Here is a 19,407-nt window from a genome sequence, read left to right as displayed (position 1 = left end):
GCCGGGCTCGCCGCACACCCGTGCGGCGGGCCCGGCGATGACCGGCGGCCGTCGTGCCCACCCCCACGGGGCACGGCGGCCGCCTTATCGTGTCCGCATGGCGACGAAGATCTACGCCGCGCTGCTGCGCGGCGTGAACGTGGGCGGCAGCAGAAAAGTGCCGATGGCCCGGCTGCGGGCACTCCTCGAAGAACGCGGGTTCAGCGGCGTACAAACGTATCTGCAGAGCGGGAACGTCGTGTTCGGCGCCGACCACGGGGACGAAGAGAGCCTCGCGGGCGAGCTGGGGAAGGACCTGGAGCAGGAGTTCGGGTTCACCGTGGACCTGCTGGTGCGCGACGGCGGCTATCTCCGGGCCGTGGCCGACGCCTGCCCGTTCCCCGCGGCCGACCTCGAGGCCAAGCAGCTGCACGTCACGTACTTCTCGGCGCACGTCGACGCCGCCCGCTTCGCCGCCCTCGACCAAGCGGCGTTCCTGCCGGAGGAGTTCCGCCTCGGCGACCGCTGCCTGTATCTGTACGCCCCCGACGGCCTCGGGCGCTCCAAGCTCGGCGAGGCCCTCGGCCGTCCCGCGCTCACCAAGGGCCTCGTCGCCACCAGCCGCAACTGGAACACCGTCACCAAGCTCGTGGAGCTGACCGGGGGAGCCGACCGATGACCGACCGCTCGCCCGCCGTCGAGGCCGCCATCGAGCACGAGCTGCGCCTGCTCGACCCGGAGGTACGGGCCTCGCCCGAGCTCTTCGGGTCACTGCTGCACCCCGAGTTCACCGAGTTCGGCGCGTCCGGCGCCCGCTGGGACCGCGCGTCGATCGTCCAGGTCCTCACCGCCCGCCCCGAGCCCGGCGGCCGCCCCGTCACGACGTCCCGCATGCGCGGCGTCCAGCTCGCCGACGACCTGGTGCACCTGACGTTCGACACCGAGAGCAACGGCCGCCTGGTGCACCGCAGTTCACTGTGGCGGCGCACCGGCGACGGCTGGCTGCTCTGGTTCCACCAGGGCACGCCCTTCACGCGGCCCGAGGAAGGGTGACGGCGCGGTCCCCGCCGTACGTGGTGTGCGAGACGATCTCGGCCGGGACCGTCAGACGCGGGTCGGCGAAGAGCCGCCGCAGCGCCTCCGGGCGCCCGGCGCCGGGCGCGTGCCCGGCCGCCGAGGTGGCCGCGGCCACGGCGTCGAGCAGCTGGAGCTCGTCGTCCGTGACCTCCGCATCGTCCTTCTCCATCACGCCCCAGCCGTCCCACGGCAGCGGCTCCACGCCGTTCAGGGCCGCGAGATCGGCCACCACGTCGGCCCGTACGAGCGACATCCCCCTGATCTCGGGAACGGTGCACACGAGGAACGTGTCCGGGTCCGCCCGCCCGTCCCGGCACGCGCGCCACGCGTCACCCGCGACCAGGAACTGATCGCGCGGCACGTCCATCGGGTCGAAGGCGATCTTGTCGTAGAGCCCGCCGCCGACGAGCTGCGGGTCCACCAGGACCCAGCCGCGCCCGGCCGTCCAGTACTCGGTCACCCAGTGGTTGTCGTTCTGCCCCGGCACGAAGTACGCGGCATAGCCGCCCCGGATCCGCGCCGGGGTGCCGGTGGCCCGGAGCAGCGTGCACAGCAGCAGCGCGAAGTCCCGGCAGGTGGCGACGAGCCGGGCGGCGGGCTCGCGGGCCTCGGTGAGCGGCGTGCCGCCGCGCTCGCGCAGGATGCGCAGGATCTCGCCCGCGTACCGCGACTCGGCGTCCTCGCGCAGCCGCTCGTCGGGCAGCGCGTAGCCGAACCGGCCGCCCTCCTCGCGGTGCAGGAGCACGCCGCGTACGACGGCGGCGAGCGCGGCGGGGTCGCGGGGGAGCGGGTCGGGGCCGAGCAGCGCGTCGAGGTGGGGGCCCGGGGCGGTGTACGGGGTCTGCGTCACGTAGGAGTCGGTGTCGGGGTCGGTGTCGTGGGCGGTGCCGTAGTCGGTGTTCATGCGCGGGAGCCTGGGGTCTGCCCCTGGGGCAAGGTCCAGATCAAGGCCCGGATCAAGGCCCGGATCAACGTCCGGATCAACGTCCGGATCCCGGAAGGGATCTTGACGCTCCGCCGCACCGGTGTGCGAGGCTCACCCGCATGCGCTACCTCATCATCGGAGCGGGGGCCGTCGGCGGCAGCATCGGCGGGCGCCTCGCGGAAGCCGGTCACGACGTCGTGCTCGTCGCGCGCGGCGCGCACCACGCGGCGCTGCGGGAGCGCGGCCTGACGCTCACGACGCCCGACGGAACCCGCACCCACCGCGTGCCCGTCGTCCAGGGACCGGACGAGCTCGGCGAGTTGCACCGCGACGACGTGCTGTTCCTCGCCGTGAAGACGCAGGACGCGGAGGCGGCGCTCGACGCGTGGGGCGCGCGGCCCGTCGCGGGCGGCACCACGGCCGCCGAGTCGCTTCCGCTGGTGTGCGCGCAGAACGGCGTCGAGAGCGAGCGCCTCGCCCTGCGCCGCTTCGCCCGCGTGTACGGCATGTGCGTGTGGCTGCCCTCGACGTACGTCGAGCCGGGCGCCGTCTCCGCCGCCGGTGCCCCCTACACGGGCATGCTGCACCTGGGCCGGTACCCGGCGGGCGCCGACGACACGGCCCGGCGGATCGCCGCCGACCTGGAGTCGGGCGCGCTGCTCGCGCCGGTCGTCGAGGACGTGATGCGGTGGAAGTACGGCAAGCTGCTCGGCAACCTCGCCAACTCGATCGAGGCGCTGACCGGGCCCGTGCGCGACGACGCGGCCGTCGCCCTGTACCGGCGGGCGCGGGCCGAGGGCGAGGCCGTGCTCGCCGCCGCCGGGATCGAGGCGGTGACCGAGCGGGAGCAGCAGGAGATTCGCGGCGACCGGGTCACCCTGAAGCCGCTCGACGGGTCCGTGCGCGGCGGCGGCTCCTCCTGGCAGAGCCTCACCCGCGGCACCGGCAGCATCGAGGCCGACTACCTCAACGGCGAGATCGCGCTCCTGGGCCGCCTGCACGGCGTCCCGACACCGGTGAACACCCTGCTGCAACGGCTCGCGAACGCCTTCGCCCAGGAGCACAGGGCGGCGGGCTCGATGCCGGTGGCCGACCTGGTCGCGCTCGTGGAGAAGGCGGTGGCCGCGGAGCATCACTGAGCGGCATCGGGCGGCGAAGTGGCCCAAGGATGCGGCGGAGAATTGCACCAAAGCCCCAGGCCACCGCTGGCTAGGGTTTCGGCCATGACCACCACAGAGACCAGCGCGGCGGCCCCCGCCCCCTCCACCACCGCCCCCACCCGCGTCGACTTCTACTTCGACCCTGCCTGCCCCTTCGCGTGGATCACGTCCCGCTGGCTCCTGGAGGTCGAGCACCACCGCGACCTCGACCTGCGCTTCCACGTCATGAGCCTGTATCTGCACAACATCGGCAACGAACTGCCCACGTGGTACCGGGAGCTCGTCGACAAGTCGCTCGGCGTCGTCCGGGTCGTGGCCGCCGCGGCCGAACGGCACGGCGACGAGGTCCTGCGCGACCTGTACACGGCCCTCGGCACCCGCATCCACCAGGACAAGAACGACGACTTCCGCGAGGTCGTCCGCGCGGCCCTCGCGGAGACGGGACTGCCCGCGGACCTCGCGGACGCCTCGTACTACACCGCGTACGACGAGGCGCTGCGCCGCAGCCACGAGGCGGGCGCGGAGCCGGAGTCCGGTGCCTACGTCGGCACGCCCACGATCCACGTCGACGGCACCGTCTGGTTCGGTCCCGTCCTGCGGGCGATCCCGCGCGGTGCGGAGGCGGCACGCCTTTTCGACAGCTTCCGGGTGCTCGCGGGCCACCCCGACCTGTTCGAGCTGAAGCGGACCCGCACCGGCGGGCTCGACCTCAGCTGAGCTCCAGGGCCGGGGCACGCGACGTGAACTGGAGCGTCGTCCCGCCGTCGTCCTCGCGGACCTCGCGCGTCCGGGTGTACCCGAGCCGCTTCAGGACCGTGACCGACGGCGTGTTCTGGGAGTCGACGGTGGCGTGCACCTCGGTCAGGCCGAGGGTGTGGTGGCCGTAGTCGGTCAGGAGCAGCGCGAGCTCCGTGCCGAGGCCGAGGCCCCAGCTGTCCCGCGACAGGCCGTACACGATCTCGTGGCCGTCCAGCCACGGCTCGGGCGACGGCTTGATCTCGGCGTGCCCCGCGTACCGGCCGCCGTGCCGCACCGCCCACACGGGGAAGCGCCGCTCCGCGTACACGATGCTGAAGAGGCGGCGGAACAGGGCCCGGTCGTCCTCGGCGCCGCGCATGCCGTCGCCGAACCAGCGGCCCACGGCCTCGTCCTGGAACAGCGCCACGAAGTGGGCCTCGTCGGCGGCGACGTACGGGGTGAGCAGCAGACGCTCCGACCGCAGCTCGGGGGCGGGCGGCGGGGCCTCGGGGGCGGGGCGGCTCGGCTCGGAGGTCACCCGCGTGACGCTAGACGCGGCCCGCGAAGGCCCGCAAGCGGATTCCGGCCGAAGATCGCCCGGTCGGGGCAGGTCCCCCGGAGGGCTCCGCGGCGAGGCGACGGCAGGAGTCGAACCGCTCGAGCAGCACCCGCGCGACGTACACGGAGTCCCCCAGCACACCCCCCACCACATCGGCCCCCGCCGCACCCCGGACCACCCGGTCGGGCAGCAGCCCCGGAGCCAGGAAATAGGGAGCGACGGCCACCCGCCGTACCCCGGGCACCGCCCGCAAGGAGTGGACCGCCCCCTCCGTAGGGGGCAGTCCCGCGGAGGCGAACGCAGGCCGCACGGCGCACCAACCGGTACGCCGCCACTCCCGCGCGATGTCAGCGATCACTGCGATCGCCTCCGGGTCGGTGGAGCCCGCCGACGCGAGGACGACCCCGGTCGTGGCTCGGTCGGCGGGGTCGAGCCCCGCTTCGTACAGGCGCTGTTCGAGCGCGGCGAGCAGCAGCGGCGAGGGGCCGAGCACCCCCGCCTGGCGGACCCTGAGGCCCGGCGGCGCCGTGCGCAGCACCGCCGGGATGTCCGCCTTGGCGTGGAAGGCGCGGGTGAGCAGCAGCGGAAGCGCCACCACGTCCCGTACGCCCTCGTCGGCGAGCGACTCCAACACCTCGGGGACGGAAGGGGAGTTGAAGTCCAGGAATCCCGTCTCCACCCGCGTGCGCGGACGGAGCCCGCGCACGCGGCGCACCAGGGACCGCACGGTCGCCGCGTGCCGTGGGTCGCGGCTGCCGTGGGCGATGACGAGGAGGACCGGTTCGCGCATCGGGATCACTTCACCAGGAGGCCGCGGCTGCGCAGCACCCAGCGTTCGAGCGGGCTGAAGATCAGCAGGTCGATGGCGATGCCGACGATCAGGATGAGCAGGATGGCGAGGAAGACCTGCGACATGCTGCTGTTCGTGCGGCCCGCCTCGAGGAGCTGGCCGAGGCCCATGCCGAGGTCGGGGGACTGGGCGATGATCTCGGCCGCCATCAGGGACCGCCAGGAGAACGCCCAGCCCTGCTTCAGGCCCGCGAGATAGCCCGGCAGGGCCGCCGGCATCACGATGTGCCAGGTGCCGCGCAACCCGGTCGCGCCGAGCGTGCGGCCCGCCCGCAGGAACAGCGGCGGCACCTGGTCCACGCCCGAGACCAGCCCGTTGGCGATGGACGGCACGGCGCCGAGCAGGATCACCGCGTACATCATCTTGTCGTTGAGGCCGAGCCAGATCACGGCGGGCGGCACCCACGCCACGGACGGCAGCGACTGGAGGCCCGACAGGATCGGGCCGATCGCCGCCCGCACGAAGCGGATCCGCGCCACGACCAGGCCGAGCGGCGTGCCGATGGCGAGGGCCATCAGGAAGCCGAACATGCCGCGCGACACGGACGTCCAGATGTACTCCAGGAGGGTGCCCTGCCGCCAGGAGTTCTCGACCTCCTGCCACACGGCGTCCGGCGACGGCAGCTTGTAGCTGTCGGTCACCTTCGCCCAGACGAGGATCTGCCAGACCACCAGGACGAGCACGATCGCCGTCAGCGGCGGCAGGACCTTCTGGACCAGGGTCTCGCGCAGCGGGATGCGGCGCGCCTGCACGGTGTCCAGGGCGTCGAGCCCCGCTTCGAGGCCCGCGAGGTCCTGGGTGTCGTCCTCGCGGCCCTCCTGCTTGCGGCCCTCCTGAGGCTTCCGGTCCTCCAGGGCGTCGCGGGTCTCCGCGGGGCCGCGGGGCCCCGGAGGCGTGCCGCCCTCCGGTGGGTCTCCCTCGCCCAGGGCGGGTGTCGACGTCTCAGTGCTGCCCATGTCGGCGGATCTCCCCACGCAGTTCTTCAGTGATCTCGACGGACAGCTCCGCCACGGCCGTGTCCTCGATGCGGCGCGGCTGCTCGATGTCCACGACCCACTCGCGCGCCACCCGCCCCGGCCGGGACGAGAGCAGCACCACGCGCTGCGCGAGGCGCACCGCCTCGCGCACGTTGTGCGTCACGAAGAGGACCGAGACCCGCGTCTCGCGCCAGATGCGGGTCAGCTCGTCGTGCAGGACGTCCCGGGTGATCGCGTCGAGCGCCGCGAACGGCTCGTCCATCAGGAGCAGCTTGCTGTCCTGGGCGAGCGCCCGGGCGAGCGCGACGCGCTGGCGCATGCCGCCGGACAGCTCGTGCACCCGCTTGCCGTACGCGCCCGAGAGCCGGACGAGGGTCAGCAACTCCTCGGCCCGCTCGCGGCGTTCGGCCTTCGGTACGCCGCGCAGCTTGAGGGCGAGCTCGATGTTCTTGCCCGCGGTCAGCCACGGGAAGAGCGCGTGCTCCTGGAACATCAGGGCCGGACGCCCGTCCGTGCTGATGTCGCCCGCGGTGGGCCGGTCGAGGCCGGCCACGAGGTTGAGCAGCGTCGACTTGCCGCAGCCCGACGCTCCCAGGAGGGTGACGAACTCCCCCTGCGCGACATCGAGCGTGATGTCGTCGAGGACGAGCTGCCGCCCCGCCGGAGTGGCGAAGGACTTCGATACGTGCTCGATGCGTGCGGCACGGCCGAGCGTGCCCACACCGCCGTCGGCGGCCTTGGCGAGCGTCGTGGCCATGGTCGTCACCTCCTGGGATCGATCCGTGAACTGGCTTGTCGTCTCGCCTACTTGACGCCGAGTCCGGCGTCGGCGGCCGCGGGCTCGCCCGCCGCCTTCAGGACCTTGTTGAGCGGCCCCAGGTCGTAGATGCCGTTCAGGTCCGGCTTCTCCAGGAGGCCCGCCTTGACCGCGTGCTCGGCCTCGGTGTTGAGCGTGGCGGCCAGCGGGTCGTTGGTGAACTGGATGGACTTCCACGCCGGGTCGATGACCTTCGGGGGCAGCGCCTTGCCGGACAGCTGCTTCAGCTTGGCGTTGGCGGCGGCCTTGGCCTTCTCCGGGTTGTCCTTGATGAACTGGTTCGTCTTGACCGCGCCGCGCAGGACGGCCTCGACGACCTTCGGGTGCTCGGTGAGGAACTGCTGCGACACGATGATGTTCGTGATCACGAACTTCTTGTCGGGCCACAGGTCGGCCTCGTCGAGGACGACCTTGCCGCCCTCGGCGACCAGCTTCGACGCGGTCGGCTCCGGCACCCAGGCGCCGTCGACGGAGCCGGACTTGTAGGCGTCCGGGGTGATCTTGTTGTCGGTACGGACGACCGACACATCGCCCTTGCCGCTCTCCGCGTCGACCTTCCAGCCCTTCTCGGCGATCCAGTTGAGCAGGGCCACGTCCTGGGTGTTGCCGAGCTGGGGCGTCGCGATCTTCTTGCCCTTGACGTCGTCGAGGGACTTGATCTTCTTCGGGTTCACCACGAGCTTCACGCCGCCGGACGCGGAGCCGCCGATGATGCGCAGGTTCTTGCCCTGGGACTTGGTGTAGCCGTTGATGGCCGGGGACGGGCCGATCCAGCTGATGTCCACGGACTTCGAGTTCAGCGCCTCGATCGCCGAGGGGCCCGCGTTGAACTGCGCGTACTCCGCCTTGGTGGCCCCCAGCTCCTTCTGGAACAGGCCCTCCTGGTCGCCGACGAGCGCCGTGCCGTGGGTCAGGTTCGGGAAGTACCCGATCTTGACCGTGTCCAGGCCCTCGATCTTCTTGGCGTCCGCCGCGATCTTCGCCTTGCCGTTGTCGTCCTTGTCGGAGTCCGAGCCGTATCCGCAGGCGGACAGCGTGAGCGCGAGCAGGGGGAGCGCGGCGAGGGCGGCGAGACGGCCGCGGCGCGCGGGGCCGTGGGGAGCGGTGGTGCGGGGGATGCGGATGTCAGGCACGGGAGGTGTTCCTCTCGTTGGCCCGGCACGCGCGCTGTTCAGGGCGCGGCGGGGAGAGTGTCGGCGGGTCTTCGTTTACGTCGGAAGGGACGGCGGGGGGTGTGGGCGCGCGAGCGGTGCGCGTACGTCATCGCACACATCGGTCGACACCGCCCGAGCCCGCGCCACGGGCGCCGCTGCCCACGCGGCCGCCCTCCTTCGCGAAGGTGGAGAAGACATCCAGGGGACGCATGGCTAGAAGTCCCACCCTTCGTCGTCGGCGGCCGACGCGGGCGCCTCGGCCTTGGCGAAGGCCTCGCCCGCCATTCCGGCGGTGAGGGTGGTGCCGTCGGCGGGGTCGATGAGGAGGAAGGAGCCGGTGCGGCGGGAGTCGGCGTAGGCGTCGAGGGCGAGTGGTTCGGCGGTGCGGATGAGGACGCGGCCGATGTCGTTGGCGGCCAGGTGTCCGGGGTTGGGGTGCTGGGAGAGGTCGTCCAGGGTGAGGCGGGAGGGGATCTGCTTCACGATCGCCTTGACCGTGCGGGTGGTGTGCTTGAGCAGCACCCGCTGGCCCACGGTCAGCGGCCGGTCGGCGACGTGGCAGACGGTGGCGGCGATGTCCTGGCTGGTCGGCGGCGTATCGGTGCTCGGGACGAGCAGGTCGCCCCGCGAGATGTCGAGGTCGTCGGCCAGGCGCACGGTGACGGACTGCGGGGTCCAGGCGATGTCGACGGGCTCGCCGAGCAGGTCGATGCCCGCGATGGTGGAGGTGCGCCCGGAGGGCAGGACGGTGACCTGCTCGCCGACGCGGAAGGTCCCGGCGGCGATCTGTCCGGCGTAACCGCGGTAGTCGGGGTGCTCCGGCGTCTGCGGGCGGATGACGACCTGGACGGGCAGGCGGGCGTGGCAGGCGGTCAGGTCGTGGCTGACCGGGACGGTCTCCAGGTGTTCCAGGACGGTGGGTCCGGCGTACCAGTCCATGTGGGCGGAGGGTTCGACCACGTTGTCGCCGGCCAGGGCGGAGATGGGGATGGCGGTGACTTCGGGGATGCCGAGCTCGGTGGCGTAGGCGGTGAACTCCTCGGCGATCCGCGCGAAGACGGGCTCGGCGTATGCGACGAGGTCCATCTTGTTGACGGCCAGGACCACGTGCGGGACACGCAGCAGGGCCGCGAGGGCGGCGTGGCGGCGGGTCTGTTCGACCACGCCGTTGCGGGCGTCGATGAGGATGACGGTGAGTTCGGCGGTGGAGGCGCCGGTGACCATGTTGCGGGTGTACTGCACATGGCCGGGGGTGTCGGCCAGGATGAACCGGCGCCGCGCGGTGGCGAAGTAGCGGTAGGCGACATCGATGGTGATGCCCTGCTCGCGCTCGGCGCGCAGCCCGTCGGTCAGCAGCGCCAGGTCCGGCCCCTCGGCCCCGCGTGAGCGCGAGGCGTGCTCGACGGCCTCCAGCTGGTCGGCCAGGACCGACTTGGAGTCGTGCAGGAGCCGCCCGACGAGGGTGGACTTGCCGTCGTCGACGGAGCCCGCGGTGGCGAACCGCAGCAGGGTGGTGGCCGAGAGCTCCTCGGTCGTGATCGTGCTCATGGCTAGAAGTACCCTTCGCGCTTGCGGTCTTCCATCGCGGCCTCGGACAGCTTGTCGTCCGCGCGGGTGGCGCCGCGCTCGGTGAGGCGGGAGGCGGCGATCTCGGCGATCACGGCCTCCAGGGTCACCGCGTCGGAATCCACCGCACCGGTGCAGGACATGTCGCCGACCGTGCGGTAGCGCACCAGCCGCCTCTCCACCCGCTCACCGTCTTTGGGCCCGCCCCACTCGCCGGCGGTCAGCCACATCCCGGCGCGCTGGAAGACCCGGCGCTCGTGGGCGAAGTAGATCCCCGGCAGCTCGATCTTCTCCCGGGCGATGTACTGCCACACATCCAGCTCGGTCCAGTTCGACAGCGGGAACACCCGCACGTGCTCGCCCGGGGCGTGGCGGCCGTTGTAGAGGTTCCACAGCTCGGGGCGCTGGCGGCGCGGATCCCACTGCGAGAACTCATCACGCAGCGAGAACACCCGCTCCTTGGCCCGCGCCTTCTCCTCATCGCGGCGCCCGCCGCCGAAGACCGCATCGAAGCGCTCACTCTGGATCTTCTCCGTGAGCGGCACCGTCTGCAGCGGGTTGCGGGTGCCGTCGGGGCGCTCGCGCAGCACACCCCGGTCGATGTAGTCCTGCACCGAGGCGACATGCAGCCGCAGCCCGTGCTCGGCCACCACACGGTCACGGTAGGCGAGCACCTCGGGGAAGTTGTGGCCGGTGTCCACGTGCAGCAGCGCGAAGGGCACCGGGGCCGGAGTGAAGGCCTTCAGCGCCAGGTGCAGCATCACGATGGAGTCCTTGCCGCCGGAGAACAGGATCACCGGCCGCTCGAACTCCCCCGCCACCTCACGGAAGATGTGCACCGCCTCCGACTCCAACGCATCCAGGTGCGACAGCGCGTACGGCTTCTCGGTGCCCTCGTCGGCGACCCCGGTCGAGCCCGTCATGCCAGACCCCTCTCACTGAGCAGCGCGTACACCGCCGCTGCGGACTCCCGCACGGTCTGGTCCTGGGACTCGATGCGCAGGTCGGGCGACTCCGGCTCCTCGTACGGGTCGTCGACGCCGGTGAGCCCGGAGATCTCGCCCGCGGCCTGGCGCGCGTACAGGCCCTTCACATCGCGTACGGAGCACACCTCGACCGGCGTGGCCACGTGCACCTCCAGATAGGGCGTGCCGCCCGTCTGATGGCGCTTGCGGACGGCCTCGCGGCTGTCGGCGAACGGGGCGATGACGGGGACGAGCGCCAACACGCCGTTGCGGGCGAGCAGTTCGGCGACGAAGCCGATGCGCTGCACATTGGTGTCGCGGTCCGCGCGGCTGAAGCCGAGGCCCGCCGAGAGGAACTCGCGGATCTCGTCGCCGTCGAGCACCTCGACGCGGCGGCCCTCGCCGCGCAGCGTCCGTGCCAGCTCGTTCGCGATGGTGGTCTTGCCCGCGCTGGGCAGGCCCGTGAGCCAGACGGTGGCTCCGGTCGTCACGTGCTTCTCCTGGGGGTCGTCGGTCGCGGCGGCCATCAGCCGTGGATCCCGCACTCGGTCTTGGCGCGCCCGGCCCAGCGGCCGGCGCGGGCGTCCTCGCCTTCGAGGAGGCGACGGGTGCAGGGGGCGCAGCCCACCGAGCCGTAGCCGTCCATGAGCAGCGGGTTGGTGAGCACGCCGTGCTCGGCGACGTACGCGTCCACGTCGTCCTGCGTCCAGCGGGCGATGGGGGAGACCTTCACCTTGCGGCGCTTCTCGTCCCAGCTGACGACCGGGGTGCCCGCGCGGGTCTCCGACTCGTCGCGGCGCAGCCCCGTCGCCCACGCCACGTACGGGGCCAGGCCCTCTTCGAGCGGCTTGACCTTGCGCAGGGCGCAGCACAGGTCGGGGTCGCGGTCGTGCAGCCTCGGGCCGTGCTCGGCGTCCTGTTCGGCGACGGTCCGGCGGGGCGTGAGCGTGATGACGTTGACGTCCATCACGGCGGCCACGGCGTCGCGGGTGCCGATGGTCTCGGGGAAGTGGTAGCCGGTGTCGAGGAACACGACGTCCACGCCGGGCAGGGCGCGCGAGGCGAGGTGGGCGACGACCGCGTCCTCCATGGAGGAGGTCACGCAGAAGCGCTTGCCGAAGGTGGCCGCGGCCCAGGTGACGATCTCCAGGGCGGAGGCGTCCTCCAGGTCGCGCCCGGCCCGCTCCGCGAGCTCCTTCAACTCCTCGTCCGTACGCGGCTGTTGAGCAGTCGTCATATCTGATCCCCTCCACCGTCGGTGCGCTGAAGCCCCCGGGTGAGAAGCCCGAGGAACTTCAACTGGAAGGCACGGTTGCACGCCGCGCATTCCCATGCGCCGTGGCCCTGCTCACTTGGACGCAGGTCCTCGTCGCCGCAGTAGGGGCAGTAGAAGGGGGCGGCGCGCTCGCTCACGAGAGGGCCTCCTCGGAGGCGCGGGCCGCCCAGGTGGCGAACCGCTCGCCGTCCGCACGCTCCGCCTGGAAGCGCTTGAGGACCCGCTCCACGTAGTCCGGCAGCTCGGCGGACGTGACCTTCAGGCCGCGCACCTTGCGGCCGAACCCGGCTTCGAGGCCGAGCGCGCCGCCGAGGTGCACCTGGAAGCCCTCGACCTGGTTGCCGTGCTCGTCGAGGACGAGCTGGCCCTTGAGGCCGATGTCGGCGACCTGGATGCGGGCGCAGGCGTTGGGGCAGCCGTTGATGTTGATGGTGATGGGCTCGTCGAAGTCCGGGATGCGGCGCTCCAGTTCGTCGATGAGCGAGGCGCCGCGCGCCTTCGTCTCGACGATCGCGAGCTTGCAGAACTCGATGCCGGTGCAGGCCATCGTGCCGCGCCGGAACGACGAGGGGCGCACCGTCAGATCCAGCGCCTCCAGGCCCTCCACCAGGGACTCGACCTGGTCCTCCGCGACGTCGAGCACGATCATCTTCTGCTCGACGGTGGTGCGCAGGCGGCCCGAGCCGTGCGCGGCGGCCAGGTCGGCGATCTTCGTGAGGACGGTGCCGTCGACCCGGCCGACGCGCGGGGCGAAGCCGACGTAGAACCGGCCGTCCCGCTGCCGGTGCACGCCGACGTGGTCGCGCCAGCGCTGGACCGGCTGGTCGGGGGCGGGCCCGTCGATCAGCTTGCGCAGCAGGTACTCGTCCTCCAGGACCTGGCGGAACTTCGCCACGCCCCAGTCGGCGACGAGGAACTTGAGCCGGGCCCGGGTGCGCAGGCGGCGGTAGCCGTAGTCGCGGAAGATCGAGATGACGCCCTCGTAGACGTCCGGCACGTCCTCCAGGGGCACCCAGGCGCCGAGCCGCTGGCCGATCTTGGGGTTGGTGGAGAGGCCGCCGCCGACCCACAGGTCGAAGCCGGGGCCGCGCTCGGGGTGGTGCACGCCGACGAACGCGATGTCGTTGATCTCGTGCGCCACGTCGAGCAGCGGCGAGCCGGAGATCGCGGACTTGAACTTGCGGGGCAGGTTCGAGAACGCCGGGTTGCCGACGATGCGGCGGTGGATCTCGTCGACGGCGGGCGTGCCGTCGATGATCTCGTCCTCGGCGATCCCGGCGACGGGCGAGCCGAGGATGACGCGCGGGGTGTCCCCGCACGCCTCGGTCGTGGACAGGCCCACGCCTTCGAGGCGGCGCCAGATCTCCGGCATGTCCTCGATGCGGATCCAGTGGTACTGGATGTTCTGCCGGTCGGTGATGTCGGCGGTGCCGCGCGCGAACTCCTGCGAGATCTCGCCGATGACGCGCAGCTGCTCGGTGGTCAGGCGCCCGCCGTCGATCCGGACCCGCAGCATGAAGTACTCGTCGTCGAGCTCCTCCGGCTCCAGGATCGCGGTCTTGCCGCCGTCGATCCCGGGCTTGCGCTGGGTGTAGAGCCCCCACCAGCGCATCCGGCCGCGGAGGTCGTTCGGGTCGATCGAGTCGAAGCCGCGCTTGGCGTAGATCGTCTCAATACGTGTCCGCACATTGAGACCGTCATCGTCCTTCTTGAACTGTTCGTTGCCGTTCAGTGGCGTGAAGTGGCCCACGGCCCACTGGCCCTCGCCGCGGTGGCGGCTCACCTTGCGCCGGGGCGCGCGGGGCGCGGCGGGCGCGGGACTATCGGGGTTGGCAGCCATGGAATACGTCCTTCACAGCAGGCTGAGAGCGGCTCTGACCTGCGCACTCGCGCAGAAGGCGCGGCGGTGCGCGGGGAGGGGTCAGTCAAGGAGAAAAGCGGCGGTGCTGGGTCTCTCAGCTCGCCGGACAGATGGCGCTGGACACGCGGACGAGGTCGACGTGACGTCGACTCACCAAGGCGATTCCGGCGCGAGACATGGGGGAAGCGTGGCACGGGCCTTTCGGCCTAGTCCACCGTCGTCCGTACTGTGGACATAACTGTCCCGGATGATGAGATCCGGGGGCTCCGCCCCCGGACCCCCTTCTTTCCGGCCTCCGGCCTCGTCCTCAAACGCCGGACGGGCTGGATATCCCGCCGGTCCGGCCACTCAGGTGCCGGGCAGGTGGTGAAGGGTGGGCGGGTGGGAGAAAAAAGCCCGTCCGGCGTTTGAGGACGAGCGCGCAGCGCGATTAACGGTGCGCCCCCGGCCACGGGCCGGGCGTGGGCTGCTCGGGCTCCTGCGTGACCTTCGTGTCGAAGAGCTTGAAGCCGCGGCGCGTGTAGTTGTCCATCGCGTGTTCGCCGTCGAGGCTGCAGGTGTGCAGCCAGACCCGCTTCGTGGGGGTGCGGTCCGGCCACCGTTCCGCGAGGTCCCACGCCCGCGCGGCCCCGTACGACAGGAGGTGGCCGCCGATGCGGCGGCCGCGGAAGGCCGGGATGAGGCCGAAGTAGACGATCTCGACGACGCCGTCGTCCTGCGGGTCCAGCTCCACGTATCCCGCGGGCGTCCCCTTCTCGTAGGCGACCCAGGTCTCCACGCCCGGCCGGGACAGGTGCTCCTGCCACTGCTCGTAGGTGAGGGCGAGCCGGTCGATCCAGTGGATGTCGCCGCCGACCGCGGCGTAGAGGAAGCGGCTGAACTCGGGCGAGGGCACTTCGGCCCGCACGATCCGGACGTCGCCGTCGGGCGCGGCGGCCGGGAGCAGGTCGGTGGGAGCGGTCTGCTCCAGGGACCAGGTGGTGACAGTGATGCTCATGGTGGACAGAGAATCACGGGCGGACAGGGGCAGTCACCGTCGGCCGGATGACTCGTGTCACTCCGCGGGGCGACGTCAAGGCACCGCGCCTGCCCTGGCGCGCGTCACCGCCGGGGCCGAGGAGTGCGGGAGCAGCCGGGCCGGGTCGTCCGGCAGGACCAGGTCGACCTCCGCGTCCTCGTGGAAGCGGTAGGGCCGGTGGGCGAGCAGGCCGCCGAGGTAGCGGCGTACGCGGGACAGCTCCGCGCGGACCGTCACCGTGCGCGCGGGGTCGCCGAACAGGTCGTCGGCGAGGCCCGCCGCGGTGCGCCCCGCGCGGTGCACGCCGAGGAGATAGAGGAGCTCGGCGTGGCGCGGGGACAGCTCGTGGCTCCAGCAGCCCGTGGTGCCGGTGACCGCGACCGACCACCGGTGCGAGGCGCTGACGTCCACCACGACCCGCGTCGTGACGCCACGGCCCGCCCCCTCCTCGCCCTCCACGCGCAGCAGCCAGCCGCCGGACAGCGGCGCCACCGCGCACATGCCGAGCGCGGGCAGCCAGGTCCTGCCCTCCGCGAGGGACTTGGGCAGCGGTATCCGGTCCACGGGCGGCATGCCCGTGACCGCCGCCGTCCAGCCGTGCGCGTCCACCGCCACCGCCCGCCCGCCGAGCCGCGCCAGGAGCGGCGCCGCCACCGAGCGCAGCCGGTCGAGCGAGGTCAGATGCCGCTCGCGCAGGCGGGCCTCGGCGAGCTTGGCGACCGAGCAGACAAGCGCGAACGTCGCCGGGTGCATCGTCTCCAGCGGGCCGCTGATGTCCACGACGCCGAGCAGCTGCCCGTCGCGCGGGTCGGTGATCGGCGCCCCGGTGCAGGTCCAGTGGTGGTGCGAGCGCACGAAGTGCTCGGCGGAGAAGACCTGCACGGGCCGCCGGGCGACCAGGCCGGTGCCGATGCCGTTCGTGCCGACCACGTTCTCCCGCCAGTCGGCGCCGACCTCGAAGCCGTGCCCGTCGGCCATCTTCAGGACCGACTTGTTGCCCTCGCGCCACAGCAGCCGGCCGTCGGCGTCCGCGACGACCATGATGTGCTGCGCCGCGTCCGCGACGGAGAGCAGCCCCTCGCGCAGCACCGGCATGAGGTCCCGCAACGGCGACACCTGCCGTCGCCGCTCGACCTCGTCCGTGCTCAACACGCCCGTGCGGACGTCGTGTTCGGGGTCGACGCCGTGCGCCAGCATCCGCTCCCACGACGCGGCGATCACCGGTCTCGGCCCGACGCGGGGGCGCTGTCCGGCGATCCTGGCGTCCCGCGCCTCCCGCAGCAGGCGCAGGGCCTGCGCGGCGTTGACGGCGGTGAGCCGCTCCAGGTCGAGCGTCGCGTGCGTGTCCATCACCGGTTCCTCCCGCTCCCCGGGCAGGCCGACTCGGGGGATGTATTCATCGTGCCTCTCCGGGCGCGCCGAAGGACACGCTTCGGCCAGGTCGTTGAAGGCCGAAGTTGCAACCCCCTGCAACTCTGGCGAACAGTCGTGCGGTGTCTGAAGCTTGGCGTGCGCCGCCGCGTGCGGCGCCCGTCCCGACGGGGCCTGAACATCGGGGGTGGTGCCGTGTCGGCGCAGCACCACCCCCGTGACAGCACCCGTCGGGTCAGTCTTTTCCCGGTCTCTTCCGGCGGTCCGGCCGGACGGCCCATCTACAGGTGCACGGCGGCCCGGTCCACCACGGCCCCCAGGTCCAGGCTGTGCGGCAGCGTGCCGAACGCCGCGCCCCAGTCCCCGCCGAGCCGCGAGGCGCAGAACGCGTCGGCGACCTCGGCGGGCGCGTACCGCACGAGCAGCGAACCCTGAAGCACCAGGGCCATGCGCTCCACGAGCCGCCGCGCCCGCGCCTCGATGCCCTCCAGGTCGGCGAGCTCGGTGAGCAGGCCCTTGATCGCGCCGTCGAGGCGGTGGTCGGCGCCGCGGGCCGAGCCCACCTCCTCCAGGAAGGCGTTCAGCGCCTGCGGCTCCCGTTGCAGCGCGCGCAGCACATCGAGCGCCTGGACGTTGCCCGAGCCCTCCCAGATCGAGTTCAGCGGCGACTCGCGGAGCAGGCGCGGCATCCCGGACTCCTCGACGTACCCGTTGCCGCCCAGGCACTCCAGGGCCTCCGCCGCGACGGGCGTGGCCCGCTTGGTCACCCAGTACTTCGCCGCGGGCACCGCGAGCCGCAGGAACGCCTGCTCGCGCTCGCCCCCGTCGTCGTACGCCGCGGCGAGCCGCAGCGCGAGCGTCGTGGCGGCCTCGGACTCCAGGGCCAGATCGGCGAGGACGTTGCGCATCAGCGGCTTGTCGACGAGCTTGCCGCCGAACGCCTCGCGGTACGTGGCGTGGTGCACGGCCTGCGCGACGGACTGCCGCATCAGCGCCGCCGAGCCGATGACGCAGTCGAGCCGCGTCGCCGCCACCATCTCGATGATGGTGCGCACCCCCCGGCCCTCGTCCCCGACCCGCCGCGCCCAGGTCCCGTCGAACTCGACCTCGCTCGACGCGTTGGACTTGTTCCCCAATTTGTCCTTGAGCCGCTGAATGGCGAATGCGTTCCGCGACCCGTCCTCAAGAACACGCGGTACGAGAAAACACGTGAGCCCGGCGTCGGCCTGAGCGAGCACGAGAAATCCGTCGGACATCGGCGCGGAACAGAACCATTTGTGCCCGACGAGTTCGTACGTGCCGTCCTCGGCGAGCGCACGGGCCCGCGTCGTATTCGCCCGGACGTCACTTCCGCCCTGCTTCTCGGTCATTCCCATGCCGAAAAGCACCCCGGCCTTCTCGGCGGCGGGCCGCAGGCCCTCGTCGTACACGGTCGACGTGAGCCGCGGCTCCCACTCGGCGGCGAGCGCCGGGTCCGTGCGCAGCGCTGGCACCGCCGCGTGCGTCATCGACACCGGGCAGCCGTGCCCGGCCTCGGCCTGCGTCCACACCAGGAACCCGGCCGCGCGCCGCACGTGCCCGCCGGGCCGGCTCCAGGCGGTGGTCAGACCGGCCGCGACGGCCTTCCCCAGCAGCCGGTGCCACGCCGGGTGGAAGTCCACCTCGTCGATCCGGTTCCCGTACCGGTCGTGCGTGCGCAGAACGGGTGGATTCTCGTTCGCGAGGACACCCCACTCCTGTGCCTGGGCGGACCCCGCGGTGCGCCCGAGCAAGGAGAGCTGCGCGCGGGCGTCCTCCGTGAGCGCCGGGTCGAGATGGCGTTCGACGCCTTCGACGAGGGCACGGTCGCACGTGAAGACGTCGTATCCCACCAGGGGCGGAGCCTGGTTGGTCACTGTGTGGGTGGTGGCTGCCATGCCGCTACGGTAAGGAGGTGCACCAGGCAAAAGAAACACCCGGGCGCCCACCGGGCCGCTGGAACCGGGCCCGCGCTCTCTACCGCAACGTCTCCAAGCGCAGGACTGCCTGGCTGCTGCTGAAGGACACCGTCAACTCCTGCATCGAGTACCGGGTCCTCGGCCTCGCGGCGGAAGCGGCGTTCTTCACGCTCCTGTCCGTGCCGCCGCTGCTCCTCAGCCTCATCGGGCTGCTCGCCTACGTGGACCAGTGGACCGGCGCGCACACCATCAAGAGCGTCAACGACAACATCCTGGAGGCGTCCCGCACGATCCTGTCCGACAAGGGCGTCCACGACATCGCCCAGCCGATCCTCGACGACGTCATGCGCGTCCAGCGGCCGGACATCATCTCCATAGGGTTCCTGTTCGCCCTGTGGTCGGGATCACGCGCCGTGAACGTCTTCATCGACACCATCACCGTCATGTACGGCCTCGACGGCACCCGCGGCATCGTCAAGACCCGCCTGCTCGCCTTCGGCCTGTTCCTCGTGGCCCTCGTCATCGGCTCCGTCGCGCTGCCGCTGATGGTGGCCGGGCCCGACGCCGTCGTGAACCTCGTCCCCGGCTCCACGACCGTCGTGCAGATCCTGTACTGGCCCGTGGTGATCCTGCTGTCCGTCGTCTTCCTGACCACGCTCTACCACGTGTCGGTGCCCGTGCGGTCGCCGTGGGTGGAGGACATGCCGGGCGCGCTCATCGCCCTCGGCATGTGGGTCCTCGGCAGCTTCCTGCTGCGCATCTATCTGACGTCGACCGTCGAGGGCCCCACCATCTACGGCTCCCTCGCCGCGCCCGTCGCCGTCCTCCTGTGGATCGGCGTCTCCGCCTTCGCCGTCCTCGTCGGGGCCGCCGTCAACGCCGCGATAGACCGGGTGTGGCCGTCCGTCGCCACGGCTGCGGCGCGGGCCGCGCAGGACCGGGTGCGGGAGGCCCGGGCCGCGGAGGTCGTCGCGCGCGCGGCCGCGGCGCGGGCCGCGGAGGATCCCGACGACCCGGACATGCCCTCCGAGTTCCCCGAGCGGTGGTCGCGGTTCCTGCCGCCGGACGATGTGTCGGCGCGGTTGCGTACGCCGCACGTCAAGCGCCGGGAGGAGGGGGAGGGCTGAGCCCTCGCGGGTGCGCCCCAGACCCGCCCCTTCCCGAACCAGGGGGGCTC

Annotated in this window: 21 protein-coding genes; 5 read left to right on the top strand and 16 right to left on the bottom strand. The window is 72.1% G+C overall.

Annotated elements, in window-relative coordinates; translation table 11 throughout:
- The first annotated feature begins 97 nt into the window (after positions 1-97).
- Together ACFWZ5_RS26680 and ACFWZ5_RS26675 are read left to right on the top strand one after the other, a co-directional pair.
- Positions 98-658, top strand: a complete 561-nt coding sequence (locus tag ACFWZ5_RS26680; protein ID WP_384806064.1) for a DUF1697 domain-containing protein — start codon at positions 98-100, stop codon at positions 656-658.
- Positions 655-1,032 carry a DUF4440 domain-containing protein gene (locus tag ACFWZ5_RS26675; protein ID WP_384806066.1) on the top strand — a complete coding sequence of 126 codons (378 nt, stop codon included), beginning with the start codon at positions 655-657 and terminating at the stop codon, positions 1,030-1,032. The genes ACFWZ5_RS26680 and ACFWZ5_RS26675 overlap by 4 nt, the downstream gene beginning before the upstream one ends.
- Here the strand turns inward: ACFWZ5_RS26675 and ACFWZ5_RS26670 are convergent.
- Positions 1,010-1,960 carry a transglutaminase-like domain-containing protein gene (locus ACFWZ5_RS26670; protein ID WP_384806068.1) on the bottom strand — a complete coding sequence of 317 codons (951 nt, stop codon included), beginning with the start codon at positions 1,958-1,960 and terminating at the stop codon, positions 1,010-1,012. The two genes, ACFWZ5_RS26675 and ACFWZ5_RS26670, sit on opposite strands and share 23 nt — an antisense overlap.
- A 140-nt stretch (positions 1,961-2,100) precedes the next feature.
- Between ACFWZ5_RS26670 and ACFWZ5_RS26665 the strand changes: the two genes are divergently transcribed.
- Positions 2,101-3,120: a ketopantoate reductase family protein gene (locus tag ACFWZ5_RS26665; RefSeq protein WP_384806070.1), complete on the top strand. Its 1,020-nt coding sequence runs from the start codon at positions 2,101-2,103 to the stop codon at positions 3,118-3,120.
- An 84-nt stretch (positions 3,121-3,204) separates the two neighbouring features.
- Positions 3,205-3,858, top strand: a complete 654-nt coding sequence (locus ACFWZ5_RS26660) for a DsbA family protein (RefSeq protein WP_384891336.1) — start codon at positions 3,205-3,207, stop codon at positions 3,856-3,858.
- Here ACFWZ5_RS26660 and ACFWZ5_RS26655 read toward each other — a convergent pair.
- From ACFWZ5_RS26655 to ACFWZ5_RS26585, 15 genes are all read right to left on the bottom strand, one after another.
- Entirely contained in the window at positions 3,851-4,417 is a 567-nt protein-coding gene (locus tag ACFWZ5_RS26655) for a GNAT family N-acetyltransferase (RefSeq protein WP_384806074.1), read from the bottom strand. The two genes, ACFWZ5_RS26660 and ACFWZ5_RS26655, sit on opposite strands and share 8 nt — an antisense overlap.
- 10 nt (positions 4,418-4,427) lie before the next feature.
- On the bottom strand, positions 4,428-5,228 hold the full coding sequence (locus ACFWZ5_RS26650; protein ID WP_384891333.1) for a sirohydrochlorin chelatase: 801 nt from the start codon (positions 5,226-5,228) through the stop codon (positions 4,428-4,430).
- A 5-nt stretch (positions 5,229-5,233) separates the two neighbouring features.
- Positions 5,234-6,244: an ABC transporter permease gene (locus ACFWZ5_RS26645; RefSeq protein ID WP_384804628.1), complete on the bottom strand. Its 1,011-nt coding sequence runs from the start codon at positions 6,242-6,244 to the stop codon at positions 5,234-5,236.
- Positions 6,231-7,022: an ABC transporter ATP-binding protein gene (locus ACFWZ5_RS26640; protein ID WP_384804626.1), complete on the bottom strand. Its 792-nt coding sequence runs from the start codon at positions 7,020-7,022 to the stop codon at positions 6,231-6,233. Before ACFWZ5_RS26640 ends, ACFWZ5_RS26645 begins: the two co-directional genes overlap by 14 nt.
- Before the next feature lie 47 nt (positions 7,023-7,069).
- The gene (locus ACFWZ5_RS26635) at positions 7,070-8,215 is read right to left on the bottom strand and encodes an ABC transporter substrate-binding protein (protein WP_384804624.1); all 1,146 of its coding nucleotides are present in this window, start codon (positions 8,213-8,215) and stop codon (positions 7,070-7,072) included.
- Positions 8,216-8,449: 234 nt separating this feature from the next.
- A complete protein-coding gene (locus ACFWZ5_RS26630; RefSeq protein WP_384804622.1) occupies positions 8,450-9,784 on the bottom strand; it encodes a sulfate adenylyltransferase subunit 1 in 1,335 nt (444 codons plus the stop codon).
- 2 nt (positions 9,785-9,786) lie between these two features.
- The gene (cysD, locus tag ACFWZ5_RS26625; protein ID WP_384804620.1) at positions 9,787-10,725 is read right to left on the bottom strand and encodes a sulfate adenylyltransferase subunit CysD; all 939 of its coding nucleotides are present in this window, start codon (positions 10,723-10,725) and stop codon (positions 9,787-9,789) included.
- Positions 10,722-11,294, bottom strand: coding sequence for an adenylyl-sulfate kinase (cysC, locus tag ACFWZ5_RS26620; RefSeq protein ID WP_384804618.1), 573 nt, complete (start codon positions 11,292-11,294; stop codon positions 10,722-10,724). The genes cysD and cysC overlap by 4 nt, the downstream gene beginning before the upstream one ends.
- On the bottom strand, positions 11,294-12,004 hold the full coding sequence (locus ACFWZ5_RS26615) for a phosphoadenylyl-sulfate reductase (RefSeq protein WP_384804616.1): 711 nt from the start codon (positions 12,002-12,004) through the stop codon (positions 11,294-11,296). The genes cysC and ACFWZ5_RS26615 overlap by 1 nt, the downstream gene beginning before the upstream one ends.
- Positions 12,001-12,180, bottom strand: coding sequence for a hypothetical protein (locus ACFWZ5_RS26610; protein WP_384804614.1), 180 nt, complete (start codon positions 12,178-12,180; stop codon positions 12,001-12,003). The genes ACFWZ5_RS26615 and ACFWZ5_RS26610 overlap by 4 nt, the downstream gene beginning before the upstream one ends.
- Positions 12,177-13,883, bottom strand: a complete 1,707-nt coding sequence (locus ACFWZ5_RS26605; RefSeq protein WP_384804612.1) for a nitrite/sulfite reductase — start codon at positions 13,881-13,883, stop codon at positions 12,177-12,179. Before ACFWZ5_RS26605 ends, ACFWZ5_RS26610 begins: the two co-directional genes overlap by 4 nt.
- A gap of 115 nt (positions 13,884-13,998) precedes the next feature.
- The gene (locus tag ACFWZ5_RS26600; protein ID WP_344569275.1) at positions 13,999-14,082 is read right to left on the bottom strand and encodes a putative leader peptide; all 84 of its coding nucleotides are present in this window, start codon (positions 14,080-14,082) and stop codon (positions 13,999-14,001) included.
- A 252-nt stretch (positions 14,083-14,334) separates the two neighbouring features.
- A complete protein-coding gene (locus ACFWZ5_RS26595) occupies positions 14,335-14,901 on the bottom strand; it encodes a GNAT family N-acetyltransferase (RefSeq protein ID WP_384806026.1) in 567 nt (188 codons plus the stop codon).
- A 75-nt stretch (positions 14,902-14,976) separates the two neighbouring features.
- Positions 14,977-16,272 carry a GAF domain-containing protein gene (locus tag ACFWZ5_RS26590; RefSeq protein ID WP_384806024.1) on the bottom strand — a complete coding sequence of 432 codons (1,296 nt, stop codon included), beginning with the start codon at positions 16,270-16,272 and terminating at the stop codon, positions 14,977-14,979.
- Between the two features lie 302 nt (positions 16,273-16,574).
- A complete protein-coding gene (locus ACFWZ5_RS26585; protein WP_384806022.1) occupies positions 16,575-18,209 on the bottom strand; it encodes an acyl-CoA dehydrogenase family protein in 1,635 nt (544 codons plus the stop codon).
- A 17-nt stretch (positions 18,210-18,226) separates the two neighbouring features.
- Here ACFWZ5_RS26585 and ACFWZ5_RS26580 point away from each other — a divergent pair, with 17 nt between their 5' ends.
- Positions 18,227-19,357: a YihY/virulence factor BrkB family protein gene (locus tag ACFWZ5_RS26580; RefSeq protein WP_384806020.1), complete on the top strand. Its 1,131-nt coding sequence runs from the start codon at positions 18,227-18,229 to the stop codon at positions 19,355-19,357.
- Positions 19,358-19,407 lie beyond the last annotated feature (50 nt).

It is taken from the genome of Streptomyces sp. NPDC059003, from assembly GCF_042740445.1.
Classification (GTDB): domain Bacteria; phylum Actinomycetota; class Actinomycetes; order Streptomycetales; family Streptomycetaceae; genus Streptomyces.
This window is presented reverse-complemented; position numbering and strand designations above follow the sequence as displayed.